Genomic DNA, 5,525 nt, shown 5'->3' on the forward strand with positions numbered 1-5,525 from the left:
CCCGCCCGGCCGCCGCCTCTCCCTCCCGCGGCCCGCTGCGCGCCGCTTTCGACGGAACCCTGGCATGAGCGTTTCAGATTCCCGAGCCCCGCGGCAGGACGCGCAAGCGCCGCTGCTGGAGGTGCGCGACCTCAAGAAGCATTACCCGGCAGCGCGCGGCCTGTTCCGGCGCGCCCAGCGCGTCATCCAGGCGGTGGACGGCGTGTCGTTCTCGGTTGCGCGAGGCGAAACCCTGGCCCTGGTGGGCGAGTCGGGCTGCGGCAAGACCACGACAGGCAAAGCGGTGCTGCGCCTGATCCAGCCCACGTCGGGGTCGGTGCGCCTCGACGGCGAGGAGCTGCTCGACCTGCCGCCCGAACGCATGCGCGAGTACCGGCGCCACATGCAGATCATTTTCCAGGATCCGTATGCGTCGCTGAATCCGCGCATGACCGCTGGCGAGATCGTGGGCGAGCCGCTGCGCAATTTTCCGGCGGCCGGCGGGCGTCCTCGCCAGCAAGAGCTGGCCTGGCTGTTTTCCAAGGTGGGCCTGCGTCCGGAGGCCATGCGCAAGTATCCCCATGAATTCTCCGGCGGGCAGCGCCAGCGGCTCGGCATCGCCCGGGCGCTGGCGCTGCGCCCCAGACTCATCGTGTGCGACGAGCCGGTGTCGGCGCTGGACGTATCGGTGCAGGCGCAGGTCATCAACCTGCTGATGGACCTGCAGCAGGAAATGGGCATTGCCTACCTGTTCGTGGCGCATGATCTGGCGGTGGTGCGGCACATCAGCCACCGGGTGGCGGTGATGTACCTGGGCCGCATCGTGGAGGTGGCCGACCGCGACACGCTGTTCTCCCGGCCGCTGCATCCCTACACCGAGATCCTGCTGTCGGCCGCGCCCGTGCCCGATCCGCACCGGCCTGCGCAGCGCAAGCTGCTGCCCGGCGATCCGCCCAGCCCGGCCAATCCGCCTTCGGGTTGCCGGTTCCACACGCGCTGTCCGCTGGCCCAGCCGGTCTGCCGCGAACGGCAGCCGGCGCTGACCGAGCGGCCGGGGGGGCCGGGCGCCACGCCCGGCACGCAATGGGTCGCCTGTCATTTCCGTTGAGCCGGCGCGCCGCGGCGGCGGAACGGGCCGTGTACGAACAGGGCATGGAAGCCCTGCAGGCGGGGATGGCGGCCGGGCTGTATTCGTCGCAGGATCTGGTGCGCGCATACCGGGCGCGCCGCGGGCCGGCTGCGCGGGCCGCTGCATGGCATTCCCTTGCTGGTCAAGGACAACTTCGACGTGGCGGGCCTGCCCCTGCCGGCCGGGGCGCTGGCGCTGGCCACGCTGCGGGCGGAGCGCGACGCCGCCGTGGTGCGCCGCCTGCGGGAGGCGGGGGCGGTGATCCTGGGCAAGACCGCCATGCACGAGCTGGCATGCGGCATCACCAATGTTTCTTCGCTCACCGGGCTGAGCCGCAATCCCTACGACATCCGGCGCGCGCCGGGCGGCTCCAGCGGCGGCTCGGGCGCGGCGGCGGCCGCCCCCGACCGGGTGCTGCCAGGTGCGGCTGGAAGGCGGCGCGGGGCGTGCTGGCGCTGCCTTCTCCAGGGCGGGGGAACACGCCTTAGCCTGGCCGCCCGCTTTCAGAAAAATCACGTTTCCGCGTCCATCGCGTCCCATACCGCCGCCCATGCCGCTTTCTTACTTTCCCGCAGGCGGCCGGCCCGCCGCCGCCTTTCCGGCGGCATGCGCCGCCGGTCCGCGCAACCCATGCGGAGAAAAGCGGGAATGTTCAAACTGCGTTATGCGCTCAAGCGGGCGCTGTTCAAATTGTCGCCGGCGTTGGCCGAACGTTGCGATATCGATTTCCGGCTGCGCGCCCCGAATCGCGATTTCCTCGAGCAGCAGATCTTCGGCCGCCTCAACGAGCTGGCGCGCGAGCTGCCCGACGGGCTGCGGTGCCTGTTCGTGGGCCTGGACAAGCACAACTGGCACTATCCGCGCCTGCTGCCCTGGGTGGATTTCCACACGCTGGATTGCAACCCGCACATGGCCGTGTACGGTCGCGCGGGCAGGCATTGGGTGGGCAGCGCACTGGAGATGTCCGCGCATTACGGCAGGGCGGCGTTCGATGCGCTGATCGCCAACGGGATCATCGGTTTCGGCATCGATACCGAGGCGGATTTCCTGCGCCTGCTGGACGAGTGCCACGCGGTGCTCAAGCCTGGCGGCCTGCTGGTGCTGGGCTACAACGACTTTCCCGAACGGTTCGGGTTCCCGGTGGACCCGCTGGCGGGCGGCCTGTTCGAGGAAGCGCCGCCGGGCATCGCGGGCGTGCAAGGGGCGCGGCATCCGGTCGATGATTCTTTCCGCCACTTGTACGTGTTCTTGAGGCGGCGTCCGGGCTGAGGCGGGCGGTTCAGGCGGTTTCGGGCGGGGCGGCCGAGGCGCCTGGAGTGCCGTGGCGGGCCAGGGCGCCGGCCACGAAGCCCGTGCGTTTCATGTCCTCGACGAAGGCGGCCAGCCACGCGGCGGCCCGGCCGCCGCGGCGCTTGGGCAGGCCCATGGCCTGGCGGATCAGCATGAAATGGCCGTCCAGCAGGCGCAGCCCGCCCAGGCGGCGGGCGTCGGCTTCCAGTTGCTGCCGCACGCCGGCGGCGACTTCCATGTTTTCGCCCAGGAAGGTGTCCACCACGGCCGGCGAGGAGGGCGCGCGGAAGATTTCCGCCTGCTTGATTTCGCGGGTGAGGTACAGGTCGTAGGCGCTGCCCTTGCCGACCACGATGCGCTGGCCGGCGCGGTCCACGTCTTCCATGCGGGCGATGGGGGAGTCCTGGCGCACCAGGTAGGCGCCTTCGATGATGACGTAGGGCGCGGTGAAGGCGATCTGCTCGCCGCGTTTGGGGTCGATGGCGAAGAAGCCCACGTCGGCCTGCCCGGCGGCGACGGCGTTGACCGAGTCGCCGGCGGTCTTGAATACCGCCAGTTCCAGTTCCAGGCCCAGGCGCCGGGCGAGTTCGCCGGCGAGGTCCACCGACACGCCGCGAGGCTGGCCGGTGGCCGGATCGGTGCCGGCGAGTATGGGATTGCCCAGGTTGATGGAAGCGCGCAGGGCGCCGGTGGGGGCGAAGGCGGCAAGCAGGTCGGAATCGGGCGTCATGGCTGCGGCAGCGGCGGAAGGAAGTCGGAGACGCCCAAGCATAGCGGCTCGCCGCGGCGGCCGCTACGGAACTTTGCGCAGCACGTAATGCGGCGCGAGCGCTCCGGTGGGACGGGTGCCGTCGCGGTACAGCAGGGTGACCTGGTTTTCGCCGACGAAATAGCGCTGGCTGTCTCCGGCCGCGTCCAGGCGGATGGTGCCGCCGTCCGATTCCCAGTTGAAGGTGCCGGTGACGGTTTCGGGCCGGGGTTCGCGGTCCAGGTACTGGGTCTGCTTTTCGTAGCGGCCGTCCTGCATCAGCGTGAGCCGCACGCGGATGCCGGGGCAGTCGGCGCAGGGCAGGGTGCCTTCGTAGCTGCCCTGCCAGTCCAGCGCGTCGCGCGAGGTGTGGCGGTCGGCGGGCGTGGCGCGGGCGTCCGGCGGCTGCGTGGGGGCGCAGCCGGCGATCAGGACAAGGCTCAGGGCGCAGGTCAAGGCGGTTTTCGGCATCATGGCGAGCTCCTGTTGGCAAAACGCCGTTCACGATACGGAGTTGGGCGCGGGGGAGCTGAAACCGAATGTAAAGCCGTGCCGCGCGCGGCTGCGCTACGCTATGCCCCCGGCCTTGCGGGCCGCGCATGGAGTCTCTCTCATGAGCGCATCGAATCGCAAAGCGCATCATTACCGCGTCGCCGTCCGGTGGACCGGCAACACGGGAGCGGGCACGGCTTCCTACGGAGCCTATTCCCGCAACCATGAGATCCGGGCGCCGGGCAAGCCGGCGATACCGGGCTCGTCCGATCCGGCTTTTCGCGGCGACCCCGCGCGCTGGAATCCGGAAGAACTGCTGGCGGCGTCGCTGTCGGCCTGCCACAAGCTCTGGTACCTGCACCTGTGCGCGCAGGCCGGCATCGTGGTGGAGTCGTACCAGGACGAGGCCGAGGGCGTCATGACCGAAAACGCGGAGGGCGGGGGCGCGTTCGCCAGCGTGACGCTGCGGCCGGACGTGCGCATCCGCCAGGGCGACGATGCGGCGCTGGCCGCCGCGTTGCACGAGCGCGCGCATCATCTGTGCTTCATCGCGAACTCGGTGAATTTTCCGGTGCGCTGCGAGCCGCGCATCTCGCAGGCGGGCTGAGACGGGCGCCGCTTCGGGGAGGACGCTTTCCGGCGGCCACGCGCGCGATGGCGTAGACTGGCCGTCTTCCTTCTCTTTCGCGCCGCTGCCGCTACGCCCGTCATGGATCCCGAACTGCTCAATCTGCTGGTCACCCGCAGCATGCCTTTCGGCAAGTACGAAGGGCGGCTGATCGCGGACTTGCCGGGCCCGTACCTGGCCTGGTTCGCCCGCAAGGGGTTTCCGCCGGGCGAGCTGGGACGGCTGCTGGCGCTCATGCACGAGCTCGACCACAACGGTCTGCGGGGCCTGCTCGCCCCGCTGCGCACCTCCGCGCCCGAGCGGCACGGCCGGGGCGGCCCAGGCTGAGGCGCCCCGCAGCCTTCGGGAAACCGGGAGAAACAAATCCGTTCTTCCATGTATCGTCTTGGCACCGCCAGCGCGCGGACGGGGCGATACGATAGGCCGGCACGCGCGGACCCTGGACCCGGTTTCGATTCCGGCTCCGCGCATCGAACCGAGGCCGTTATGAAGAAATCCCTCTGCAAATCCCTCATCGCGTCCGCCGCGCTGTGCGCGGCTGGACTGGCGCAGGCGCAGAACGCCGCGCCGCCCGCCACCCAGGAATACCAGTATCCCAGCACGCGCTCGCCCGACGGCAGCCAGTCGCCGCCGTCCACCTTGCGCATTACCGTGACGCCCGGGGCGGGTTCGGCGCCCGCGCCTGTGCGCGACACGCCCGAAAGCCTGGCGGAGTATCAGCGCTGCCGCGAGGTGTCGGACCGGGCCGCGGTGTCCAACGCGCAGATGCAGGCGGGCGTGGCCCAGTGCCTGCAGGCATTGCAGCAGCGCCGCCAGCAGCAATAAGGGGCCGCTCGGCGGCGCGCTTGTGGCCGCGGCGGAGGGTGGTAATAATATTCACTTTCATTTACCTGCCCGATGCTTCCCGTCGTGAACGCCGCCCGCCTCCAGCCCGACTGGACCGTATCGTCCGCCGCGCCCGTACTGTCGCTGGCGGGCGGCACGTTGCGCGCCACGGATGGCCGGCCCGTGACCGAGGCGCTGGAGCCGGGGCTGAAGGTGGTGCTGGTGCTCGACGGCGAATTGCGCTATCAGGTGCGCGGCGGCCCCGCGGCCCAGGTCAGCGGGCCTTTGCTGCACGTGAGCCTGTGCCGCGATTCGCTGTCCATGGATCATGAGTTCGACGCCCGCGGCGCGCTGCGCTTCGTGTCCCTGCGCACGCCCCTGGCGCAGCTGCGCCAGGGCTTTGCGCTGGAGCCGGACGAGATAGCCGGGTGGCT

General features: G+C 70.4%; 7 protein-coding genes and 1 pseudogene. 6 read left to right on the top strand and 2 right to left on the bottom strand.

Annotated features, from left to right (window positions below):
* The first annotated feature begins 64 nt into the window (after positions 1-64).
* Both AD428_RS21845 and AD428_RS28570 read left to right on the top strand, forming a co-directional pair.
* Positions 65-1,087 (top strand): ABC transporter ATP-binding protein, encoded by a 1,023-nt coding sequence (locus tag AD428_RS21845; RefSeq protein ID WP_053246572.1) that lies wholly within the window; start codon positions 65-67, stop codon positions 1,085-1,087.
* A 156-nt stretch (positions 1,088-1,243) separates the two neighbouring features.
* On the top strand, positions 1,244-2,377 hold the full coding sequence (locus AD428_RS28570; RefSeq protein ID WP_235491068.1) for a class I SAM-dependent methyltransferase: 1,134 nt from the start codon (positions 1,244-1,246) through the stop codon (positions 2,375-2,377).
* A 10-nt stretch (positions 2,378-2,387) separates the two neighbouring features.
* On the opposite strand, the gene AD428_RS21855 is transcribed toward AD428_RS28570, so the two are convergent.
* Entirely contained in the window at positions 2,388-3,128 is a 741-nt protein-coding gene (locus AD428_RS21855) for an ABC transporter substrate-binding protein (protein WP_053246573.1), read from the bottom strand.
* Between the two features lie 63 nt (positions 3,129-3,191).
* Complete coding sequence (locus AD428_RS21860; RefSeq protein WP_053246574.1) at positions 3,192-3,617, bottom strand: copper resistance protein NlpE; 426 nt, start codon at positions 3,615-3,617, stop codon at positions 3,192-3,194.
* A 142-nt stretch (positions 3,618-3,759) separates the two neighbouring features.
* On the opposite strand from AD428_RS21860, the gene AD428_RS21865 reads away from it, so the two are divergent.
* The 4 genes and pseudogenes from AD428_RS21865 to AD428_RS21880 all read left to right on the top strand — a co-directional run.
* The gene (locus tag AD428_RS21865) at positions 3,760-4,245 is read left to right on the top strand and encodes an OsmC family protein (protein WP_053246136.1); all 486 of its coding nucleotides are present in this window, start codon (positions 3,760-3,762) and stop codon (positions 4,243-4,245) included.
* Between the two features lie 102 nt (positions 4,246-4,347).
* Positions 4,348-4,593 (top strand): DUF3820 family protein, encoded by a 246-nt coding sequence (locus AD428_RS21870; protein ID WP_053246137.1) that lies wholly within the window; start codon positions 4,348-4,350, stop codon positions 4,591-4,593.
* A gap of 159 nt (positions 4,594-4,752) precedes the next feature.
* Positions 4,753-5,091 carry a hypothetical protein gene (locus AD428_RS21875; protein WP_053246138.1) on the top strand — a complete coding sequence of 113 codons (339 nt, stop codon included), beginning with the start codon at positions 4,753-4,755 and terminating at the stop codon, positions 5,089-5,091.
* 84 nt (positions 5,092-5,175) lie between these two features.
* Positions 5,176-5,525: pseudogene (locus tag AD428_RS21880) on the top strand (helix-turn-helix transcriptional regulator); the annotation flags it as partial.

The sequence above is a fragment of the Achromobacter sp. DMS1 genome (assembly GCF_001270295.1).